22 protein-coding genes and 1 other RNA gene are annotated in these 20,882 nt (G+C 68.0%); 5 read left to right on the forward strand and 18 right to left on the reverse strand.

What is annotated here, in order from left to right; translation table 11 throughout:
* Positions 1–9: 9 nt before the first annotated feature.
* Positions 10–672 (forward strand): alpha/beta fold hydrolase, encoded by a 663-nt coding sequence (locus tag ACWDTI_RS13590; protein ID WP_449738815.1) that lies wholly within the window; start codon positions 10–12, stop codon positions 670–672.
* On the opposite strand, the gene ACWDTI_RS13595 is transcribed toward ACWDTI_RS13590, so the two are convergent.
* The 7 genes from ACWDTI_RS13595 to ACWDTI_RS13625 form a co-directional block, all read right to left on the reverse strand.
* Positions 659–1,432, reverse strand: a complete 774-nt coding sequence (locus tag ACWDTI_RS13595; RefSeq protein WP_449738816.1) for a sugar phosphate isomerase/epimerase family protein — start codon at positions 1,430–1,432, stop codon at positions 659–661. The genes ACWDTI_RS13590 and ACWDTI_RS13595 overlap by 14 nt on opposite strands.
* A gap of 50 nt (positions 1,433–1,482) precedes the next feature.
* Positions 1,483–3,198, reverse strand: a complete 1,716-nt coding sequence (locus ACWDTI_RS13600) for an FAD-dependent oxidoreductase (protein ID WP_449738621.1) — start codon at positions 3,196–3,198, stop codon at positions 1,483–1,485.
* Positions 3,195–4,292, reverse strand: coding sequence for a Gfo/Idh/MocA family protein (locus ACWDTI_RS13605; protein ID WP_449738622.1), 1,098 nt, complete (start codon positions 4,290–4,292; stop codon positions 3,195–3,197). The genes ACWDTI_RS13600 and ACWDTI_RS13605 overlap by 4 nt, the downstream gene beginning before the upstream one ends.
* Positions 4,293–4,317: 25 nt before the next feature.
* Positions 4,318–6,270, reverse strand: coding sequence for an oxidoreductase (locus tag ACWDTI_RS13610; RefSeq protein WP_449738623.1), 1,953 nt, complete (start codon positions 6,268–6,270; stop codon positions 4,318–4,320).
* Positions 6,271–6,371: 101 nt separating this feature from the next.
* Positions 6,372–7,241: a shikimate dehydrogenase gene (locus ACWDTI_RS13615; protein ID WP_449738817.1), complete on the reverse strand. Its 870-nt coding sequence runs from the start codon at positions 7,239–7,241 to the stop codon at positions 6,372–6,374.
* 44 nt (positions 7,242–7,285) lie between these two features.
* Positions 7,286–8,665 carry an MFS transporter gene (locus tag ACWDTI_RS13620; RefSeq protein ID WP_449738624.1) on the reverse strand — a complete coding sequence of 460 codons (1,380 nt, stop codon included), beginning with the start codon at positions 8,663–8,665 and terminating at the stop codon, positions 7,286–7,288.
* Between the two features lie 162 nt (positions 8,666–8,827).
* The gene (locus tag ACWDTI_RS13625; RefSeq protein WP_449738625.1) at positions 8,828–9,721 is read right to left on the reverse strand and encodes a LysR family transcriptional regulator; all 894 of its coding nucleotides are present in this window, start codon (positions 9,719–9,721) and stop codon (positions 8,828–8,830) included.
* A gap of 139 nt (positions 9,722–9,860) precedes the next feature.
* Here ACWDTI_RS13625 and ACWDTI_RS13630 point away from each other — a divergent pair, with 139 nt between their 5' ends.
* On the forward strand, positions 9,861–10,553 hold the full coding sequence (locus ACWDTI_RS13630) for an SDR family NAD(P)-dependent oxidoreductase (protein ID WP_449738626.1): 693 nt from the start codon (positions 9,861–9,863) through the stop codon (positions 10,551–10,553).
* Between the two features lie 56 nt (positions 10,554–10,609).
* Here ACWDTI_RS13630 and ssrA read toward each other — a convergent pair.
* Positions 10,610–10,982, reverse strand: a transfer-messenger RNA (tmRNA) gene (ssrA, locus tag ACWDTI_RS13635).
* A 155-nt stretch (positions 10,983–11,137) separates the two neighbouring features.
* Here ssrA and ACWDTI_RS13640 point away from each other — a divergent pair.
* Positions 11,138–11,791 carry a DUF998 domain-containing protein gene (locus ACWDTI_RS13640; protein WP_449738627.1) on the forward strand — a complete coding sequence of 218 codons (654 nt, stop codon included), beginning with the start codon at positions 11,138–11,140 and terminating at the stop codon, positions 11,789–11,791.
* A 34-nt stretch (positions 11,792–11,825) separates the two neighbouring features.
* On the opposite strand, the gene ACWDTI_RS13645 is transcribed toward ACWDTI_RS13640, so the two are convergent.
* From ACWDTI_RS13645 to ACWDTI_RS13680, 8 genes are all read right to left on the reverse strand, one after another.
* Positions 11,826–13,067, reverse strand: coding sequence for a glycoside hydrolase family 27 protein (locus ACWDTI_RS13645; protein ID WP_449738628.1), 1,242 nt, complete (start codon positions 13,065–13,067; stop codon positions 11,826–11,828).
* A 4-nt stretch (positions 13,068–13,071) separates the two neighbouring features.
* Positions 13,072–13,545 (reverse strand): SsrA-binding protein SmpB, encoded by a 474-nt coding sequence (gene smpB, locus ACWDTI_RS13650; protein ID WP_449738629.1) that lies wholly within the window; start codon positions 13,543–13,545, stop codon positions 13,072–13,074.
* Positions 13,546–13,634: 89 nt separating this feature from the next.
* Positions 13,635–14,543: a permease-like cell division protein FtsX gene (gene ftsX, locus ACWDTI_RS13655; RefSeq protein ID WP_449738630.1), complete on the reverse strand. Its 909-nt coding sequence runs from the start codon at positions 14,541–14,543 to the stop codon at positions 13,635–13,637.
* A gap of 58 nt (positions 14,544–14,601) precedes the next feature.
* A complete protein-coding gene (gene ftsE, locus ACWDTI_RS13660; RefSeq protein ID WP_449738631.1) occupies positions 14,602–15,288 on the reverse strand; it encodes a cell division ATP-binding protein FtsE in 687 nt (228 codons plus the stop codon).
* Between the two features lie 81 nt (positions 15,289–15,369).
* Positions 15,370–15,861, reverse strand: coding sequence for a hypothetical protein (locus ACWDTI_RS13665; RefSeq protein WP_449738632.1), 492 nt, complete (start codon positions 15,859–15,861; stop codon positions 15,370–15,372).
* The gene (locus ACWDTI_RS13670; RefSeq protein ID WP_449738633.1) at positions 15,854–16,816 is read right to left on the reverse strand and encodes a mechanosensitive ion channel family protein; all 963 of its coding nucleotides are present in this window, start codon (positions 16,814–16,816) and stop codon (positions 15,854–15,856) included. Before ACWDTI_RS13670 ends, ACWDTI_RS13665 begins: the two co-directional genes overlap by 8 nt.
* On the reverse strand, positions 16,809–17,924 hold the full coding sequence (prfB, locus tag ACWDTI_RS13675; RefSeq protein WP_449738634.1) for a peptide chain release factor 2: 1,116 nt from the start codon (positions 17,922–17,924) through the stop codon (positions 16,809–16,811). Before prfB ends, ACWDTI_RS13670 begins: the two co-directional genes overlap by 8 nt.
* A 21-nt stretch (positions 17,925–17,945) precedes the next feature.
* Positions 17,946–18,344: a hypothetical protein gene (locus tag ACWDTI_RS13680; protein WP_449738818.1), complete on the reverse strand. Its 399-nt coding sequence runs from the start codon at positions 18,342–18,344 to the stop codon at positions 17,946–17,948.
* 19 nt (positions 18,345–18,363) lie between these two features.
* On the opposite strand from ACWDTI_RS13680, the gene hisN reads away from it, so the two are divergent.
* Together hisN and ACWDTI_RS13690 are read left to right on the forward strand one after the other, a co-directional pair.
* The gene (gene hisN / locus ACWDTI_RS13685; protein ID WP_449738635.1) at positions 18,364–19,179 is read left to right on the forward strand and encodes a histidinol-phosphatase; all 816 of its coding nucleotides are present in this window, start codon (positions 18,364–18,366) and stop codon (positions 19,177–19,179) included.
* 112 nt (positions 19,180–19,291) lie between these two features.
* Positions 19,292–19,687: a VOC family protein gene (locus ACWDTI_RS13690; RefSeq protein ID WP_449738636.1), complete on the forward strand. Its 396-nt coding sequence runs from the start codon at positions 19,292–19,294 to the stop codon at positions 19,685–19,687.
* 5 nt (positions 19,688–19,692) lie between these two features.
* On the opposite strand, the gene ACWDTI_RS13695 is transcribed toward ACWDTI_RS13690, so the two are convergent.
* Both ACWDTI_RS13695 and ACWDTI_RS13700 read right to left on the reverse strand, forming a co-directional pair.
* On the reverse strand, positions 19,693–20,352 hold the full coding sequence (locus tag ACWDTI_RS13695; RefSeq protein ID WP_449738637.1) for an MBL fold metallo-hydrolase: 660 nt from the start codon (positions 20,350–20,352) through the stop codon (positions 19,693–19,695).
* A 31-nt stretch (positions 20,353–20,383) separates the two neighbouring features.
* On the reverse strand, positions 20,384–20,809 hold the full coding sequence (locus tag ACWDTI_RS13700) for a DUF2752 domain-containing protein (RefSeq protein WP_449738638.1): 426 nt from the start codon (positions 20,807–20,809) through the stop codon (positions 20,384–20,386).
* Between the last annotated feature and the right edge of the window lie 73 nt (positions 20,810–20,882).

A 20,882-nucleotide genomic window follows, 5' to 3' on the forward strand; every position in this document is an offset into this window, starting at 1 on the left:
CCCGATCCGATGGGGCACTACGAACGAACAGTTACCGTGAGCCTTGTGCGCAGACGTGAACCGGCCGAGCCCGAGCTCCTCGTCCTGGTGCTGCCGGGCGGCACCGACCGCAGTTATGCACGTTTCCGCCCGACCCAGCCCGCGGCGTTGCGGATGTATCCGTTCACCTGGTCGATCCGGGCCCGCTACCGCCGCCGGGTTCGGGTACGGCAGGTCCGCTACCGGGTGTACGGCTGGAATGGCGGACAGGCCAGTCCGATGCCGTATGCCCGCAAAGCGCTCGACGACCTCACGCGGGAGTATCCCGGGGTGCCGGTGGTGGCGATCGGACATTCGATGGGTGGTCGTGTCGGGGCACAACTCGCCGACGATCCGCGGGTCGTCGGGCTGCTGGCCCTGGCACCGTGGTGGCAGTACGCCGACTGGCGGTTCATCCATCCCGGTGTTCGGGTCGTGGCCATGCACGGCACCGCCGACGAACGAACGCTGGCGCCGCGCACCGCGAAGGGCATCGTCGAACTCGCGGGTCGCGGCGTCGACGCCGTGTTCGTTCCCGTCCCGGACGGCAACCACGCGATGCTCGATCACATCGGCCTGTGGCAGTCGTCGGTGCTGGATTTCGTCGGCAACACCCTGGCCGACAGCGGGATTCGTCGGGTCAGGTCCCGCTGACCGCCTCCATCGCGACCAGGTCCGCGGCGGTCGCGACGAGATGGTCGAGCCAGGCCTCGGTGCCGACGGCACGTCGGCGCGGTTCGTTGGGCAGTTCGATGCTGACCGGCAGTCCGGCGGGCAGCGTCGCCCAGATACCGGCGAGATCGATGCCGCCCTCGCCGGCCGGCAGCCGCTCTTCCCGGGCCTGCCGGATCATCTCCGCGTCGTCGGTCGGGCGCGGCATCCGCCCGTCGCAGAGCTGCGCGTAGTGCAGCCAGTCGCGCGGGATGGCGGCGAGGTCGTCGAGGGTGGTCGCGGACCGGTCCACGTGCAACGCATCGATCAGCACACTGCGTCCGGGACCGTCTGCCGCCGCGACGATCTCAACCGCGGCACGGGCGTCGGGCACCGCCGTCCACGGCATGAACTCGAGGCTGGCGACGAGTCCGTAGGCGGCACATGCCTGCGCGAGCTGCGCATACGAGTCGGCGAGCCGGACCCGATCGTGATCGTCACCGCCGACGAGGACCGCTTTCGCGCCGAGTTCGGCTCCGGCCGCGAGGACGGCTTCGTAGTCGGCGACCTCGAAGTCGGCTCCGAGCCGGATGATCTCGATGTCGAACAGGTCCACCGACGAGTCGTCGAGGCGGTGCCGCAGCTCGGTCAGCGCCGTCGGGTCCCGATGCACCGGGTAGGCGGTGGTTCCGGGAGCGGCGGGCAGCAGCCGGATGCCGATGGTGTCGAAGCCGTGCCGTTCGGCCAGGGCGACCTGCGCCATCGGCGCGGTGTCCAGGACGGTGAGTGCGGCAAGTCCCAATCGTGTTGCGGTCACAGTTCTTTCGCCTCCTGTGCGAGTCGACGGCCGGCGAGGTGACCGAAGGTCATCGCGGGCCCGAGGTTGATGCCGCCGGACGGATAGTGCCCGCCCATGACGCTGGACTGATCCACGCCGACGGCGGTCAGGCCCGCGATGGGCCGGTCCGCGGCGTCGAGCACCCGGGATTCGGCGTCGGTGACGAGCCCGGCGAAGGTGCCGAAGCTGCCGGGCACCACCTTGACCGCGTAGAAGGGTCCGTGTTCGATCGGGGCCAGTGAGGGATTGGGCCACGGGTTGTCGGGATCGCCGGAGCCCTTGGTGAACGGTGTTGTCCCACGACCGTATTCGGGGTCGGTGCCGTCGCGGGCACCTTCGTTGAACGCGGCGACCGTCTTCTCCAGACCGTCGGGGTCGACGCCGATGGCCGCGGCCAACTCGCGCAGGGTGGCGCCCCGGCTCAGGTAGCCGGATCTCAGATAGGGCCAGGTGGGGATCGGGAACGGTTTGCTCATGCCCAGCGGCAGATAGCGGAGATAGCGCGCATCGGCGATCAGCCAGGAGCACACCTCGTGCCCGTCGGGCACCTTGTCGACCATGGCGAGGGTGTAGTCGTGATACCCCAACGCCTCGTTGACGAATCGCCGGCCGTCCGCCAAAACCCCGATGACCCCGGGCTTTCCGCGGTCGAGGATGTGCGGGAACACGCCGGTCCTGCCGTTGCGGTAGTGCACCAGGGACACCGGGCAATAGGCGACCGGCGACGCCACGCCGGTGTCGAGTCGTCCGCCGACCGACTCGCCGAGGGTGATGCCGTCGCCGGTGGTGGTCGGCGGGGTGAGCGTCCAGTGTTCGGTCTCACCGGGGTGGCGCGGGAAGAGTTCGCGGCGCCGGTCGAGGTCGTGGGTGAAGCCACCGGTGGCCAGGACGACTCCGGCGCGGGCGCCCACCGTGTAGGCGTTGTCCGGCCCCTGCAGCCGGACGCCGGTCACCCGACCGCCCGAGTCGGTGACGAGTGCGGTTGCGGCCGTGCCGGTCTGGATCTTCACGCCCTCGTCGAGCGCGGAGCGCAGCAGACGGCCGACGAGCGCGGTGCCGTTGACGAGTTGCTGGCCGCGGCGCTTCGTCGCGAGGTCGACCATGTGCTTGGACACACGAACGGCGCAGTGGCGAAACGCCTTCGCCGATCGGGTGCTGTGCAGGAAGGCCTGCAGGTCCGGGCCGGCCATGATACCCATGCCCAGGAACGAGGTTTCGTAGAGTTGGCGTCGCAGCAGGCGGGCGACGTCGGGACCGAGTGTGCGCAGACTCACGGGTTTCGGCGCAACCGACCGGTGTCCGGTGCCGGCGCCCGGGGTGTCGCCGTGGATGTCGGCGATGGCCGCGCCGGGCACGAACTGCAGTGCGGTGTGGTTCTCGAAGAACTCGACCATCTCCGGTGCGCCGTCGATCAGCGCATCGACCTTGGCGGCGTCGAAGTTCTCGCCGAGACGGTTCTCCAGATAGCGGCGCGGTTCGCTGCGGTCCTCGACGACGCCGTCGGCGAGGGCGAAGAGGTTGCGCGGCGCCCACATCCAACCGCCGGACCACGCGGTGGCACCACCACAGGTGTCGGCCTTCTCGACGACGAGGACCGACGCCCCGCCGCGGGCGGCGGTCACGGCGGCCGACAGTCCGCCGGCGCCGGAGCCGATGACGACGACGTCGTAGGTGAGGGTGTCGGTGGTCATGCGGATGCTCCTTCAAGCGCGGCGCCGGTCGACGGGCTCAGGGAGCTGACGTCCACGGGGCGTCCGGTGCGGGATGATTCGTAGATGGCGGCGACGATGACCAGCGAGGTGCGGGCGTCGCGGCCGGTGACGACCGGTTCGCGGCCGGTGCGGATGGCGTCGGCGAAATCCTGCACCTGCTGCGTGTGGAAGTCGACGAGTCCGGCGTTGATGTCGGCGATGTCGGGCCGGGCATCGACGTCCACCGAATACGGTGTCCCCAGCGACACCTCGCCGGGCACCGTCCAGAGTTCGTTGACTCCTTCTGCGCCCTCGGGGAATTCGAGGACACTCGCGATCGCGCCGGTCTCGTCGATGACGGTGACCCGGTTGCCGAGGTTGTGATTGGCGCCGGTGGTCGCGGTGACGGTGGCGGTGGCACCCGAGGAGAATGCGATCACCGCGGATGCGGAGTCCTCGGTCTCGATGTGCTCACCGTGGAAGTGGGTGCGAATGTGGCCGGTCACCGAGACGGGTTGCCCCAGGAACCACTGCAGCAGATCGATCTGGTGGATGGCCTGGGTCATCAGTACACCGCCGCCGTCGGTCTGCCAGCTGCCCCGCCAGGCGTCGGCCGAGTAGTAGCTCGACGGTCGGTGCAGCAGCACCGACACCTCGCCGAGCACCGGCCGGCCGAGGGTGCCGTCGGCGATCGCGTCCTTGATCCGCTGCGCGGCCGGCCAGAGACGTCGCTGGAACATGACGCCGAAGGTGACGCCGGCCTGCTCGGTGGCCGCGATCATCCGGTCCGCGGCATCGGGGTCGACGGCGATCGGCTTCTCGCACAACACATGCAGACCCTGTGCGGCCGCTTCGACGACGACCGCCTCGTGGGTGGGATGCGGGGTGCAGACGGTGACCGCATCGAGATCGAGCGCGAACATCTCGGTGGTCGACGCACATGCGTGCTCGATCCCGTTGGCGTCGGCGAAGTCTCGGGCACGGGCGGGATCGGTGTCACAGCAGGCGACGACGTCCACGTCGTCGAGGGCGCCGAAGGCGTGGACGTGATTGCGGGCGATCTTGCCGCAGCCGACGATTCCGATGCGCAGCATGAAAGGTGTCTCCTTCGAAGTGGTTTCAGGCGCTGGCGGCGACAGCAGACCGGGTGGCGGCTTGGGTGATCTCCTCGGCGACATGCGTCGCGGTGAGGGCGGCCGCCTGGATGGAACCGCCGTCTCCGCTGGCATCGCCGACGGTGTGTACGCCGAGTCGTGGTGCGAGGGAACGCATGTCGGCGAGCAGCCGCGTGTCGGGTTCGATGCCGTGCGAGATCAGCAGTTCGCCGGGTGCGTCGATCCAGCGGGTGCCGGCGTCGTCGCGGATCTCGACCCGGTCGGCGGCCACCCGGGTGACGGTCGCCGACAGGTGAGCGGTGAGCGCCACGCTGGCGGAAAGTCGCGGCAGCATGACGATCTTGGCACGCCGGCCCACGTCCTGCGCGATCTGCGCCTGGGGCGCGATCATCACCACGCGGGTGCCCTTGACCACCAGGTCGTCGGCCACCGCGGCGGCCTCCCGGTCGGCGCCGAAGATGGTGATGCCCGCCGGTGGTGTGGACTTGTCGCGCAGGAAGTCCCGGATGTCCCGCACCGTACGGGTGTCGGCGCCGGACAGTTCGACCGCCGGCCCGCGCCCACCGGTGGCGAGCACGATCGCGTCGTGTCCGCGCCCGCGCAGCGTGTCGGCGGTGACGTCGGCGCCGAGGTGGAGCGGGACGTCGAGATCTGCGAGTTCGGCGATGTACCAGTCGAGGATGCGCCGGTACTCCGGGTATTCGTGCAGTTCGGCGGCGAGCGCGAAGTCCCCACCCGGGTACTCACGCCGGTCGAAGATCTCCACGGTGTGGCCGCCGACGGCGAGTTCACGTGCGACGGCGAGCCCGCCGGGCCCGGCGCCCACCACCGCGACTCGAATCATGTTCTCCGCCGGCGTCGACGGCTGTTCGGCCTCCCGACCCACCCACGGGTTGACCGAACACGGCACGGCGCCGGCGGCGAGGCTGTCGATGCAGTAGTTGCAGGCGATGCACGGCCGGTAGCGTTCGCCGGCGATGGCTCGCCGTGGGAAGTCCGGGTCGGCGTGCAGGGTCCGGGCCAGACTCACGAAATCCGCACGGCCCGAGGCGATGATCTCGTCGGCGATCTCCGGGGTGGAGATGCGTCCGGCGACGCCGATCGGGAGGTCCAGGTCGCGGCGATACGGTTCGGCATACGGTGCGAGCAGTCCGCGATCCCACTCCCCTGGCTGGATGATCCATTGTCCGGCTTCGTAGTTGCCGGCCGAGACGTCCAGGAAGTCGAGCCGGTCGGTGTCGATGGCGTCGATGCGTTGCCGCGTCGTGGCCGCGTCGAGTCCGCCGTCGACGCCTTCGAAGGCCGAGAACCGCAGGCCCAGAGCGAGATCCGGCGCCTTGGTGCGGATGTCGTCGATGACCGCGTTGACGAAGCGGACCGGGTCGGCCCATTCGTCGGTGCGCTTGTTGTATGCGGGCGAGAGGAATTGGTGGATGAGATAGCCGTGTCCGCCGTGCAGCGAGAGGACGTCGACGCCGGCTGCCGCGCATCGGGTGGCGGCGTCACCGAAGCAGGAGATGATGTGTTCGATGTCGTCGTCGTCGAGTTCGGTGGGCATCTCACCGCCGACGACCTCGCACGGGATGGGACTCGGTGCGACGGGCGTGAATCCGCTCACCGCACCCTGCGCGGTGCGTCCACCGTGGTTGAGTTCGACGCCGAGCAGTGACCCGTGCCGGTGGATCGCCCGTGCGAGCGTGGTGAGCTGTGGGATCTGCGCGTCGTCGTCGATCCCCATCTGCCGGATGCGGCCCTTGCCGTCGGCGCGGACGTAGCTGGCCTCGGTGAACACGAGGGCGGCGCCGCCGGCGGCACGGCGTTCGAGATAGTCGACGTAGTGGTCGGTCAGGATCCCATCGGCGTCGCAGTAGTTGCGTTCCATGGGGGCCGAGACGAATCGGTTGCGCAACTGCACGTTTCCCAGCATGAGCGGTTGGGCGAACGCAGGCGTGAGCATGATGTCCTTTCGGGCTGGACCGTGACTGGGTGGCGAGATGGGTGTGGAGTGATGGCGTGGCGAGAAGGGTGTGGAGCGATGGCGTGGCGAGATGGCGGGGTTCAGGCGGCGACGCGATGCGCCAGCAGGTCCGCGAGATGGGCGCGCATCCGCCCGAGATCGGCGTGGCGGCCGGTGAACAGATCGAACGAGGCGGCCGCCTGCGCGACCAGCATCTGCCCGCCGTCGAGCACCCGGCAACCGGATCGCTCTGCGGCCGAGATCAATTCGGTGCGCAGCGGCCGGTAGATGATGTCGGCGACCCAGAGTTCGGGGCGCAGTGCCGTGGTCGGGATCGGTGTCCCGGGGTGACCGACCATGCCGATCGGCGTCGCGTTGACGACACCGTCGGCATCGGCGATGACGCCGGACAGGTCGTCCACGCCGCGCCCCGTGGCCACCGTCGTCGGCACCGATTCGGCCACCCGCACAGCAAGATCCGCGGCGCGGGCGGGATCGACGTCGCCGATGGTCAGGTGGCCGACACCGGCGTGGGCCAGGGCGAAGGCGACCGCCGATCCGGCGCCGCCCGCCCCGACGAGCAGGACGCGATCGAGAACCGCGCCCGGCAGGCCGGTGGCCAGTGCGGTACCGAACCCGGTGTGATCGGTGTTGTGGCCGAACAGCTTTCCGTCACACACGACGATCGTGTTGACCGCGCCGAGGATGCGTGCGGAGTCGCTGAGTCCGTCGAGCGCCCCCATGATCACCTGTTTGAACGGGTGGGTCACGTTGAATCCGGTGAAGCCGTCGGCGACCGCGGTGCGCATCGCGGCCTGTGGGTCGGCGTCGGCCGGCAGGTCGATGAGCTCGTAGCGGTAGTCGGCGATGCCGAGTGCGTCGGCCTCGGCGGTGTGCAGTGCCGGCGACATCGAGGTGGCGATGTCGGCGCCGATGAGGCCGATCCGCAGCTTCGGTGACGTGCTCACGATGACTCCTCGAAGAGATGGTTGGGGGTGCTCGACGGACAGCCGGCTCAGGACACGCGCTCGATGAACGCGCTCACCTGCGAGTTGGTCTCGGCGTTCTTGCGGCTGCGCTTGGTGCCGAGGTGCTTCTTACCGAGGTCGGCGGTCGGTGTCCGGTAGGTCTCCGGTCCGGTCAGGGCGGCAAGCGCCGAGATCAGGGCAAAGACCAGGCACATCACCGCGACCGGGGTCCAGTTGGCGGTGTCACCGTCGGTCAGGGCTTGCGCGATGGCGGGAGTGAAGCCGGCGGCCAGCAGACCGAGCATCAGGCTGACGGCCATGCCGGTGTAGCGCACCTTGGCCGGGAACTGCTCCGGGAAGTAGGCCGGGTAGACGCCGTTGGGCATCGCGTAGAACAGGCCGATGAGCACGATTCCGGTGAAGAAGATCAGCGGGACGTTGCCGGTGCCGATGGCGTGGAAGAACGCGAAGATCATCGCGCCGGCACCGATCGCACCGAAGACGAACACCGGCTTGCGGCCGATCCGGTCGGCGAGCATGCCGTAGAGCGGCTGGGTGATGACGGCGACGAAGTTCGCGGCGGCGATGGCCCACAGCATCGTGGACTTGTGCACACCCGCCACCTCGACGGCGTACGCGAGGGCGAACACGTTGACGATGGTGTTGATCATGGCGAAGGTCGCACTCAGGCTGACCCGGATCACGGTGCGCCAGTGCGAGCGCACCATCGCCACCAACGGAACGCCGGCGGTCTCGTCGTGCTCCATGATCTCCTCGAACACCTCGGGCTCTTCGAGCTTGCGCCGCAGCCAGAGTCCGACACCCATCACGACGATGGACAGCAGGAACGGGATGCGCCAGCCCCAGCTGTAGAGAGCCGAATCAGGCAGTGCGGCAACGGGAACGAAGACACAGCTGGAGATCACGATGCCGAACATGATGCCGCTCATGGTGAACGACGTGAAGAATGCGCGACGGTGTTCCGGTGCGTGCTCGAGCGTCAGCGCCGAGGACCCGGGGGACTCACCACCCGCCGAGATTCCCTGCACGAGTCGCAGGCCGACGAGGATGATCGGCGCGGCGGCACCGATCATGGCGTAGGTGGGCAGGCAGCCGACCAGCACGGTGGAGATGCCCATGGTCATCAGGCAGGCGATGAGGGTGTTCTTGCGTCCGTACCGGTCGCCGAGGTGGCCCCACATCACCGCGCCCAGTGGGCGGGCGACGTAGGCGACACCGAGGGTCGCGATGGACAGCAGCGTCGCGGTGCTGCCGGAGAAGAAGACCTTCGGGAAGATCAGCGCGGCCGCCGACCCGTAGATGAAGAAGTCGTAGTACTCGAGGGTGCTGCCGACGAAACCCGAGATGGCGGCGCGACGCGCGTTCGCGGTCGAGCCCACCTCGGTCGGTGCGGTGCTGGAGGTCATGAAAGGTCCTTTCGCCTCACCAGGAGGTGAGTCCTGTGATGCCGACTGGCCGAGATAAGACCAGTGATCGGCTTCACACTCTGATCTGACGAGATTCAGAGTGACACGGACAACTATGAAAGGTCCAACACGTAATCCGTCTTAGATAAAGACCATTTGCATCTAGATCGGGGTCGGCAGGACGTCCTCGGCAACGTCAAGGGCCACCGCCAGTGCCGCGCTCGGCTCCCCCTTCGGCCACGCGATGGCGTGATTCATGAAGACCGGCTCGCCGCTGAGCTGCACGAGCACCGCGCCGGGCGGGGTCAGGCCCGCCATCGTCTCGGGCATCAGGGCGACCCCGACACCGGCCGCGACCAGCATCAGCATCATGTAGGGGTCGGTGATCTCCTGGACCACCCGCGGCCGGAAACCGGCGTCGACGCAGGCCTGGAAGGCGATCTCCTGCAATGACGAGCCGGCATTCGACGGCGTCGAGATGAAGTCGTCGTCGGCGAGCTCGCGCAGGTCGACGCGCGCACGCCCGGCCAGCGGATGGTCCCCGGGCAGGACGGCACCGTAGGGCTCCCGGCGGATCAGCCGCGCGTTCACGAGTGACGTGTCGACGGGCAGGCCGACGAACGCGAGGTCCATGGCACCGCTGTCGATCTGCAGCACCGCCTCGCGGGTCATCGTGCGGCCGACGAGCGTGAGTTCGATGTCCGGATACCGCTGGCGGAGGGCCCGGGTCAGCGGCGGCAGCGCCTGGTGATTGAGCACGCCGGTGAAGCCGATCCGCAGGTGACCGTAGACGCCGCCCTCCGACGCGCGGATCGCGTGCCGGGCGGTGTCGACACCGTCGAGCACGCGGTAGGCGTGCGGCAACAGGGCGTGACCGGCAGCGGTCAGCGCGACGCTGCGGGTGTTGCGTTCAAACAGCGGGACACCGACATCCTTCTCGAGCTTGCGGATGGTCTGACTCAGCGGCGACTGCGCCATGTGGAGCCGGTCCGCGGCCCGGCCGAAGTGCAACTCCTCGGCGACGGTGACGAAGGCCTGCAACCACCGGATCTCCATGCGTCACCTTCTCGGCCGGGTCTGGCGCATCGACACCATTCCACATACAGTCACGAACACACACAAAGTATCAGTAATTACGCTGAAATCGCACTTAATCACTGTGCGAATCGATCTCAACACCTCGAGGAGTCCCGTCATGCCGGCCACCTACCCACGTAACGCCACCGCACTGATCACCGGCGGCGCGAGTGGCATCGGTGCCGCCTGCGCGACCGTGCTCGACAAGGCCGGCGTGACGGTGATCACCGCCGACCTCGCGGGCGGCGACGAGTATGTCGACGTCACCGACCCGGAGACCGTGGTCGCACTCCGGGAGCGGATCGGCTCCGTCGACATCCTGGTCAACAGCGCCGGCGTCGTCGGACCGTCCGCGTCGCTGACCGAGGTGTCGCTCGACGACTGGCAGCGGACGTTCCGGATCAATGTCGACGGCACGTTCCTGACGTGCCGCGAGTTCGTGCCCGGCATGGTCTCCCGAGGGTGGGGGCGCATCGTGAACATGGCGTCGATCGCGGCCAAGGATGGCAACCCGACACAGAGCGCCTACTCGGCGTCGAAGGCCGCGGTGATCGCGCTGACCAAGTCGCTGGGCAAGGAACTCGCGACCACCGGGGTGCTGGCGAATGCCGTTGCACCGGCAGCGGTCTCGACCCCGATGAACGCCACCACCGATCCGGCGATCCTCGCCCGCTCGCAGCAGCTGACCCCCATGGGCCGGATGGGCCGGGCCGACGAGGTCGCCGAGCTGGTCGCGTGGCTCTGCTCGGAGGCGGTCAGTTTCTCCACCGGCGCCGTCTATGACATCAGCGGCGGACGGGCAAGCTACTGACGCACCGAGAACAACCGATGAAAACGCCCCACCTGCGCTAACAGGTGGGGCGCCTCGCGTGGAGCTGCCGGGAATTGAACCCGGGTCCTCCGTCGTGTCAGTAGGGCTTCTCCGTGTGCAGTTCGCTATGCCTCTACTCGGATCTCTCGGTCACGCGAACAAGCCGAGATGACGATCCCAGTCGCTGTTGGTTGTCCCGTCCCCACCCGCGACCGGCGGAGACGGTGAGCTCCCGAAGATGATGCCGGTGACCGGATTGGGAGCACATCCGGACCGACAGACTAGCCGTCGCTGATCAGGCAGCGAGGGCGTAGTCGCGCTGATTCTTATCGGCGCTTAATTGGTTGCTGCGACGCTTAACGGTGGTCTCTAGCCTGCACCGACACGCTTCCCCTACCTCGACGCACGTAGTCGAATCCGATCAGCCCCGAGGTGGTGCCCGCTGGATTTCAGCAAGCACTACATCCTAACAACGGTCGGCGACAAAATCATCCCCGTCCCCTGTCCGGAAGGTCGAACGACCCTGGCGGTGGGCGGTCTCCGGGTCGATCATGATCATGGGCGATCGCGGGAAGGGCAACGAGATGACTGGCGGGCTCGTGACGGACACCCCGACGGTGCGCACGCGGGCCGAAACCGCGTTGCTCGCCTGCGGTGTTGCCGCCGCCGCGGTCCAGATCGTGTCCGACGTCGTCGCGGCCACCCGGTACTCGGGTTACAGCTATCGCGACCAGACGGTCAGCGAACTGAGCGCGATCGGCGCACCGACCCGGGACCTGCTGCTGGTCACCGGCTGGATCTTCGAGGCACTCATCTGTGCGTTCGCCGTGGGTGTGTGGAGGGCCGCCGGGCACCGGACCGCGTTGCGGGTCACCGCTGTGTTGCTGATCGTGTTCGCGGTCAACGGATTCGTGTGGTCGTTCTTCCCGATGCAGCAACGCGGCAGCGAGATGGCCTCGACCGACGTGATGCACATCGTGTTCGCGGTCGTGCAGGTGGTCACGATCGTCGCGTTCATCGTCGCCGGATCGGGCGCGGGCGGCCCGGGATTCCGGGTGTTCTCCGGTGTGATCGCCGCGGCCATCCTCCTGGCCGGCGCCATCGCCGGCACCCAGGCCCCGAAGATCGGCGAGGGCGGTGTGACGCCGTGGATCGGCGTGATCGAACGGGTCAGCTTCTACGGGCCGTCGGTCTGGATCGTCGGCCTGGCGGTCGTGTTGCTGCGGGCGACCCGCTGAGCCGCCGGCGCGGCGGTGCGTGCGGGCGAGACGTTCAGACGATCTCCAACACCACCGTGTCGTCGGTGGCAACCTGCACGGTGAGCTCGCCATCGGCGGCCTGGTATCGACGACCGGTCCACGCGTCCACACCGGCGACGGTGTCCCCAGCCAGCCCGAGGGCGGCCAGCGACACCGACATCGTGCGCGGATGACCCGATCGGTTCGTCAACGACACCGCCAGACCCTTGTCCCCGATCGGCCGTGACCAGATCTCGGCATCGCCGTCGACCGGCGCACCGGCACTGACCCGCTCGTCCTGGTCGATGGCGAGGACCGAGCGATTGCCCAGCAGTTCCCGTGTCTCCGGCGACATCGCCGTGAGATCGTTTCCCGCGATGAGCGGCGCGGCCATCATCGCCCACATCGACATCTGTGTCCGCTGCTGCGCGACGGTCAGAGGCGGGGTGCCGGTCACTCCGACGACGAGCATGTCGGGGTCGTTGAAACTGCCGGGTGCCACCCGCGAGGCCAGCGGTCCGACGGCGTCGATGATCTCGGTGATCCCCTGCGACCCCGACGGCCCTGCACCCGTCGACCACGCGGCCACGCCGTCGTTGGTCACCCGCGTCATCGTCGCGACACCACCCCAGTCGTATTCCTGACCGGGGACCGATCCACTGACGCCGCTGTTGGGGTTGATGCTGTAGACGATGGGCCGCTTCGTCGTGCGAAGCGCATCGCGCATCGCGGTGAATGCCGCGACCTGATGTTCGTGGTCGGAATCGGCTGAGCACCAATCGTATTTGAGGTAGTCCACGCCCCACCCGGCGAACGTCTTGGCATCGACGGATTCGTGGCCGCGACTGCCGGTGGCGCCGGGATAGGTGTTGAGGAACTGGGTGCAGGTGCGCTCGCTCGCGCCCGAGTAGATCCCGAACCTCAGCCCCCGCTCATGCAGATACGACCCCAATGCCGCCATCCCCGACGGAAATCGCCGCGGGTCCGCCTGCAATCGCCCCCGGTCGTCGCGGGCGGGCGCGGCCCAGCAGTCGTCGACGACGACATAGCGGTAGCCGGCGTCGCGCAATCCCGAGGAGACCATCGCGTCGGCCTGGGCCCGGATCTGCTGTTCGGTGATCCCGCAGCCGAAGGTGTTCCAGCTGTTCCAGCCCAGCGGCGGCGTCGACGGCAAACCCTCGATCGCCGGCCCGTCGCCGCCGATCCGTGCCGGCTTCGCCGGGGTGCAACCGGCCAGGATTCCGGCCAGGATCAGCAGCACGACGATGCGCCGCACCCGCTCACATGCCCTTGACGCGCCGGCCGATCTCGCGTTCGACCTCGCGTCGTGCGGTGCGCTTGGCCAGATCCTGCCGCTTGTCGTGCGCCTGCTTGCCACGGGCGAGGGCGAGTTCGACCTTGACGCGGCCGTCGCTGAAGTACATCGACAGCGGCACGAGGGTGAGGTTGCCGTCACGGATCTTGCCGATCAGGTTGTCGATCTCGCGTCTGTGCATCAACAGTTTCCGGTTGCGTCGCGGCGCATGGTTGGTCCACGACCCACTGCCGTACTCCGGGATGTGCACTGCCCGCAGCCAGATCTCCCCGTCGTCGACGGTCGCGAACGCATCGGCGAGCGACGCCTTGCCCCCACGCAGGCTCTTCACCTCGGTGCCCATCAGCGCGATGCCGGCCTCGTAGGTGTCGAGGATGGTGTAGTTGTGCCGCGCCTTGCGGTTGGTCGCAATCACCGTGCGGCCCTTCTCTTTCGCCATCTCACACCTCTCCTTCTGCCCGTCGGCCAGCTCTCGCTCCGAGCCTCCTCGCTGCGCTCGTCGATTCTCACTCGGCTACCGCCGGGCCACTATTCGCGCACGTACACCCGCAGCGTGACATACGACGTGATGCCCGACAACAGAATTCCCGCGATGATCAGCCACGGTGACACGAACAACACATCGGAAACGCTGATGCGGGCAAGGATGTTCACACCGTACAGATCGCGCAGGGCGTTGTCGAAGAAGAACACCTTCGCCATGAACAGACCGCCGATCGCGAGGAACGCACCGATCAGCGCCGCGATGACGGCCTCGAGCAGGAACGGCAGCTGCGTATACCAGCGGGTGGCGCCGACCAGACGCATGATCGACACCTCGGTGCGCCGTGTGTACGCAGCGATCTGCACCGTGTTCACGATGAGCAGGATCGCGGCGATGGCCAGGACGATCGAGATGGCGAATGCCGCGTTGCGGGCGCCGTCGAGGACACTGAAGATACGTTTGACCAGCTCGCGTTGATCCAGCGCGCCGTCGACGCCCATGTCCTTACGGTCCTTGAACTCGTCGAGCACCGCGCCGAAGCGGTCGGGGTCGGACATCCGGACCTTCAGCGACGCCGGGATGGTGTTCTCCTGGATGTTGTCGGCGATGTCCGGGTTGTCCTTGAAGATCTGTTTGGCCTGCTCGTAGGCCTCCTGGCGGGTGATGAAGGTGACCGACGAGACGCCCGGTTCGTTCTCGATCTCGGTGCGCAGCACCGAGCAGGGCGCCTTCTGACAGTTGGGGTCGGCGTCGGCGACGGCGTCGTTCATATAGAACTGCATCTCGACCCGGTCGAGGAAGATCTTCTGACTCTTGTTGGCCATCTGGATCACCAACAGACCACCGCCGAACATGCCCAGCGTGATCGCCGTGGTGAGGATCATCGCGATGGTCATGGTCACGTTGCGACGGAAACCGTTGAGGACCTCACTGAGGATGAAGTTCGCTCGCATGTAGTGGGTGCTGTCCTAACCGAATTCGGGGAAATCGAAGGGTGTGGGCTCGACCGTCTCAGCCGATGCCGTAGACGCCCTGCGGATCGTTGCGGACGAGGCGGCCGTTGTCGAACTCGAGCACGCGGCGGCGCATCGCGTCGACGATGTGGCGGTCGTGGGTGGCCATCACCACGGTGGTGCCGCGACGGTTGACGCGGTCGAGGACGTCGACGATCTCCTCGCTTGTCTCCGGGTCGAGGTTGCCGGTGGGTTCGTCGGCGAGCAGCACCAGCGGCCGGTTGGCGATCGCGCGCGCGATCGCCACGCGCTGCATCTCGCCACCGGAGAGTTCGTAGGGCATGCGGTCGGATTTACCCGACAGCCCCACGTAGTCGAGCACCTCCGGGACGATCTTGCGGGTCACCGCCGGCGGTTTCCCGATCACCTCCAGCGCGAACGCGACGTTGTCGGCCACCGACTTCTGCTGCAGCAGACGGAAGTCCTGGAACACACAGCCGATCGACTGCCGCAGCTTCGGCACCAACCGGCCCTTGAGGGTGTTGACGTGGAAGTCGCCCACGTAGACCTCGCCCGACGTGGGCTTGTCCTCCTTGAGCAACACCCGGAAGAAGGTCGATTTACCCGAACCCGAAGGGCCGATGAGGAACGCGAATTCCCCCTTGTCCACCTCGAGACTCAGGTCCGACAGGGCCGGTCGGCTGGAAGCCTTGTACTTCATCGTGACGTTCTCCAGCTTGATCACGACAAGCCAGTGTAGCGACGACGGCTGAGAGCACCCTGGCCCCCGACCCACGACCGGCCTACCGGCACCCGGCCCGTGCGATCACGGCTGCGTGGTGGTGGCCGGCGTCGTCGTCTGGCCACCCAGCCGGGGCAGGGTGATGCCGGGCAGACCCGGGATCGTGATCTCGGTGCTATCCACGGGCGGGGCGGGTGCGGGCACCTCACCGCTGACCGAGCCGGATTCCCCCGCCTTGGGCGTCGTCGACTCGGTCGACGAACGGCTCGGAGGAGTCGACGTCGGTGTGGAGTACGTGTACACCGGCGTGGTGGTCTTCGGGGCCGGGGTCGGCTGGACCGGGGCGACCACACCGTAGTGCTGCGAGGTCCAGCCGTACAGCGCGAGCAGAGCGAGGAACACCACGATCATCGCCGCGGTGGTGGTCCGTATCCGGGTGCCGTAGATGTGGCCCCAGTGGCGCTTCCCGCTTTGCTGATGATGGCGTCCGGTGGTCGGTTGGGCGGCCGTGTCGGTGTCGGTCGTGTCGGTGCCTGTCGCGTTCGGTTCGGTCCGGCCGGTGTCGTCGTCAGCCATCACGTCCCCGCTCCACCGCGCGGTCCGAGTGCCCGTCCTCGAGGGTCGCCGGCGGCGCCGACGCAACCTGCACGTCGTGGCCCGGTGCGACGGTGATGCCTTCGGCGGCGAGCCGACCCACGATCCGGATGCGCAGGGCCCGACTGATCTCGAACTGCATGCCGGGCAGTGTCCGGGCGACCACCCGGACGGTGATCGCGTCGAGCTCCAGGTCGATCACGCCGAGGGGGCTGGGCGGGTCGAGGAGACGGTCGTGGAACTCGGGTTCGGCGAAGAACTCCTCACCCACGTCGGACAGGATCTCGTTGACCCTGCCGATGTCGGCCTCGGCCGGGATCGGCACATCCACCACGGCGCGCGCCCAGTCCTTGGACAGGTTGGTCGCCTTGATGATCTGGCCGTTGGGCACCGATTCGACCTCACCGTCGCTGGTGCGGACCTTGGTGATGCGCAGCGTCACGTCCTCGACGGTGCCCTCGGCGACGATGGCGCTGGTCAGCGACAGCCGCACCACATCGCCGTACCCGTACTGCTTCTCGGTGACGATGAAGAATCCGGCCAGGATGTCCTGCACCACGCGTTGCGCACCGAAACCGAGTGCGGCGCCGAGCACCGCGCCGGGTCCGACGAGGCCGCTGATGGGCACGCCGAACGCCGCCATGATCTCCAGGATGCAGACGAAGACGACCGCACAGATGAGCGCCCACCGCACCACGTCGACGACGGCTCGCCGATGCTTCGCGCGCTCGGTGCGCACCAGCATGTCGCTGCCCTCGAACTCGGCGTCGATGCGTGCCGCATAGCGGTGGCCGGCCCAGCCGATGAAGCGGATCACGATGGCGCCACCGAGCACCCAGAGGACCGCCTCGAGGACATCGGTGGCGAGCCACCGCACGAGCCGATCCACACCGATCGTCCCGGCGGGTTCCAGGGCGATCAGGTACAGATCAGGCATCGGCACCGGCCATGCGCCAGCGAATGCCGGCTTCGATGAACCGGTCGATGTCGCCGTCGAGCACCGCGGTGGGGTTGTTGCTCTCCACGTTGGTTCGCAGGTCTTTCACCATCTGATAGGGGTGCAGGACGTAGGACCGCATCTGGTTACCCCAGCTGGACCCGCCGTCGCTCTTGAGGGCATCGAGTTCGGCCCGCTCTTCCTGCCGTTTGCGCTCGAGCAGTTTGGCCTGCAACACGCGCATCGCCGCAGCCTTGTTCTGCAGCTGGCTCTTCTCGTTCTGGCAGGTGACGACGATGCCGGTCGGAATGTGCGTGAGCCGCACCGCGGAGTCGGTGGTGTTGACCGACTGTCCGCCGGGTCCCGACGAGCGGTAGACGTCGACGCGCACATCGGTTTCCGGGATGTCGATGTGGTCGGTGGTCTCCACCACCGGCAGCACCTCGACCTCGGCGAACGACGTCTGGCGACGGCCCTGGTTGTCGAAGGGGCTGATCCGGACGAGCCGGTGGGTGCCCTGCTCCACCGAGAGGGTGCCGTACATGTACGGCGCCTTCACGGCGAACGTCGCGCTCTTGAGACCCGCCTCCTCGGCGTACGACGTGTCATACACCTCGACGCCGTAGCCGTGCTGCTCGGCCCACCGGATGTACATGCGCATGAGCATCTGGGCCCAGTCGGCGGCGTCCACACCGCCGGCCCCCGACCGGATGTTGACCAGCGCGTCACGCTGGTCGTACTCGCCGGCCAGCATGGTCTTGACCTCCATGGCCTCCACGTCGGCGCGCAGCGCGGTGCGGTCGTTGTCCGCGTCGGCCAGCGCCGCGGAGCGGTCGTCGCCTTCCTCGGCGTCGGCGAGTTCGTAGAGCACGGGCAGATCGTCGAGGCGCTGCCGCAGTTCGGTCACCTTGCGGTACTCGGACTGCGTGTGCGACAGCTCGCTGGTGACCCGCTGCGCGTGCTCCTGGTCGTTCCACAGGTCGGGGTCGGACGCCTGCATCTCGAGCTCGTCGATCCGACGGCGCAATTCGTCGAGGTCGAGCACCTTCTCGACCGTGGTCAAGGTGGCGCCGATGGATTCGAGATCTGCGATTACGTCGGGATTCACGGTAGTCAAGACTACCGCCGTTCAGGAGGGTGGGACCTGCCCGGGCGGAAACGGGGGGTCGACCGGCGGCAGTTGACCGAACCGCCAGGACGACGCGGCCTTGCCGGGCTTGTAGACGACGGGCAGGTCGGCACCGATCTGCGGCCACGGGTCGTTGTCGCCGAGCACGAGGGTGCCGTACACCTCGGCCGGATTGGTCTGCGGCCCGACGATGGTGCCGGACACCGTGCAGAATCGCTCCCCCTTGGCGTCGCCCTGATCCTGCCGGTCGCTCACCCCGGTCACCGTGAGGGTGCCCTGGACGAACTGCGCCGCGAACCCGCCGTCGAGAGTCCGCGGATTGCGGCCACGCTGCCACGAGATCAGCATGGCCACCAGAACAGCTGCCAAGATCGCCGTGAGCGCCACCGTCAGCCACATGCCCGCTACCCTACCGGTCATGTCCGTTTCCTCCGCGCCGATCAGCCGCCTCGACGACGACCTCGAACTCGCCCTGTCCCTCGCGGACTCGGCCGATGCGCTGACCATGGACCGGTTCGGCGCGGTCGACCTGCGGGTCGACGCCAAACCGGACCTGACACCCGTCTCCGACGCCGATATTGCCTGTGAAACGCTTATGCGGCAACGACTTTCGGCCCGGCGGATCAACGACGCGGTACTCGGCGAGGAGTTCGGCGGCGACGCGTCACTGACCGGCCGGCAATGGGTGATCGATCCGATCGACGGCACCAAGAACTTCGTGCGCGGGGTACCGATCTGGGCCACACTCATCGCGCTGCTGGTCGACGGGGTGCCGCAGGTGGGTGTGGTGTCGGCGCCGGCGCTGCGCCGCCGCTGGTGGGCGGCGACCGGCATGGGTGCGCACACGGTGTTCGACGCCCAGGAGATGCCGCGGCGGTTGTCGGTGTCGGCGGTCGCGGAGTTGTCGTCGTCGAGCCTGGCGTTCTCGAGCCTCTCCGGCTGGGCCGACCGCGGCATCCGCGAGGAGTTCATCACTCTGACGGACGAGGTGTGGCGGGTCCGCGGCTACGGCGACTTCTTCAACTACTGCCTGGTCGCCGAGGGCGCCGTCGACATCGCGGCCGAGCCCGAGGTGTCGCTGTGGGATCTGGCCCCGCTCGACATCCTGGTGCGCGAGGCCGGCGGGCGGTTCACCTCCCTGGACGGCGCCGACGGCCCGTCCGGCGGGAGTGCCGTCGCGACCAACGGACTGTTGCACGATCAGGTGCTCTCGGCGCTCGCCCCCGCTCCCTGATCCCCGCTCCCAGACAACCCGCACCCCGCCCTGTCCGTTCGGTGAGTTCACGGCACGCGCACACCTCCGTAACGTCGACACCAGACACCGTCGTCTCGACCGAGGAGCACCCATGCCCTTCCCCGCCCTGACCCATGTGGCCATCACCGTGACCGACCTCGAAGCCAGCACTCGTTGGTACACAAACCTTTTCGGTGAGGCGCCGGTGCTCGACGAAGATGAGGAGTCGGGCACGTTCCACCACGCGGTCTTCGCCCTCGACGGCGGGACGCTGTTCGGCCTGCACACCCACACCGGGAGTGCCGCGAGCGGCGCGTTCGACGAGCACGCCACCGGCCTCGACCACATCGCGTTCTCGATCGGTCGCGACGAACTGGACTCCTGGACCGCCCGGCTCGACGAACTGGGCATCGCGCATTCGGCGATCAAGCATGCGCACTACGGTTCGGGCATCTCGTTCCGCGACCCGGACAACATCGCGCTGGAACTCTTCGCACCGCCGGCCTGAGCGGGTCACACCTCGATCGCGGATTCCTTGTCCCACACCCTGAATTCGGTCTGATCGGCCTTCATCTCCGACAACCGCCCGTAGTGGATGCCGGTGCCCGCATCCGACAGGATCGCCTGGTGGATGGGGACGGCGATCCGGGGCGCCATCGCGCGCAGGTAGTCCACCGACTCCGACAGCTTCATCCACGGCGCCGCCGACGGCAGCGCGAGGACGTCGATCTTCTCGAACGGGATGTAGAAGGAATCGCCGGGATGCATGAACCGACCCGTCGTGTCCTCGGCGTCGAGCACGTAGGCGACGTTGTCGATGACCGGGATCGCCGGGTGGATCACCGCATGCCGGCCGCCGGTGACGCGCGCGGTGACCCCGCCGATCTGCAGCCGGGTGCCGGCGTGCGCCGCCGTCCACACCCCCGCCACGTCGTCGCCGTTGAGTTGCGCGGTCGTCTGCGGGTCGGCGTACCGCACGGCGTCGGGGTTGGCGGCGACGAGGTCCGGCAGGCGCGCGACGTCGCAATGGTCGGGATGCTGGTGGGTGATCAGAATCGCGTCGAGGCCGGTGAGTCCGTCGAAGCCGTGGGAGAAGTTCCCGGGATCGAACAGGATCCGGGTGCCGTCGACCTCCACCAGGATGCAGGAGTGACCGAAGTGAGTGATCTGCATGGGTCCACTCTGCTCCCCCGCCTGCCCCGAGTCACGTGACCGACGGGAAGAGTCCCCACCCGGCGGCCGCGAACAGCAGGCGGACCAGCCCGTAGCCGAACCAGACGATCAGGACGCCGATGGCGATCCGTCCGGTCAGCCCGGTCCGAAGTCGGCCCAGCACCGGCTTGCCGGTGACCAGCGCAACGATCGCCGCTCCGGTGGCGATCACCGCGACCAGCATGAACAACGGCCCGAACAGGTTGTAGCCGAACGCCGCCGACAGGTCCCCGTGCGCGAGCGCCACCCAGCTGCGGGTGAGCCCGCAGGCCGGACACGGCAGGCCGGTCATCCGGCGAAATGGGCAGAGATCGGGTCCGCTGCCCGATCCGGCCGGCGACCACAGCGCCGCCGCGGCGAGTGCCGCGACTCCTCCGGCGGCGACCGTCGCGGCCGTCGCGACCTCCTGTCTGGGCACCCGACCAGAGTAAGCCGACGGCGGCCACACCGACATCTCCGATTTCGCGTGACAAGGTCCTTACCGAGTAGTA

This window comes from Gordonia sp. NPDC003424 (assembly GCF_053588655.1).